General features: G+C 69.5%; 1 protein-coding gene. It reads right to left on the reverse strand.

Annotation, left to right across the window (positions count from 1 at the left end; genetic code table 11):
• Positions 1–643: endo-1,4-beta-xylanase (locus tag G3I78_RS46780; protein WP_164436693.1), on the reverse strand; the 643-nt coding region annotated here is incomplete at both ends.

Raw genomic sequence — 643 nt, forward strand, 5'->3', positions numbered from 1 at the left:
AGGCGGCCTTCTTGTTCCCGTTGCCGTCGAACAGCAGCGGAGTGCCGGTCGCGCGCCACGAGTCGGTGTCCCGCACGCCCCAGACGGTGATGCCGGTGCAGCGCGACACGGCCATGCACGCCTGGACGACGCCGCGGTACTGCTCGGCCTGGGAGGAGCCGGAGCCCTCGATGTCGAGCTCGGTGATCTGCACGTCGACGCCGAGGTCGGCGAAGTTCTGGAGCGTGGTGTGGTAGTTGCTCGGCACCGGGTTGCCCGAGTTGAAGTGGGCCTGGAAGCCGACGCAGTCGATCGGCACCCCCCGCTCCTTGAAGTCCCGGACCATGGTGTACACGGCCTGCGTCTTCGCGTGGCTCCAGTTGTCGGTGTTGTAGTCGTTGTAGCAGAGCTTGGCGCCCGGGTCGGCGGCGCGGGCCGCCCGGAACGCGGCCTCGATCCAGTCGTTGCCGGTGCGCTGCAGGTTCGAGTCGCGGCGCGCGCCGGAGCCGCCGTCGGCGAACGCCTCGTTCACGACGTCCCACGCGTAGATCTTGCCGCGGTAGTGCGTCGCGACCTGCGTCACGTGGTTGAGCATCGCCTGGCGGAGCGCGGAGCCCGACATGTTCTGCATCCAGCCCGGCTGCTGCGAGTGCCAGGCGAGGGC

This window comes from Streptomyces sp. SID13726, assembly GCF_010548375.1.
In the GTDB taxonomy this organism is placed as follows: Bacteria; Actinomycetota; Actinomycetes; order Streptomycetales; family Streptomycetaceae; genus Streptomyces.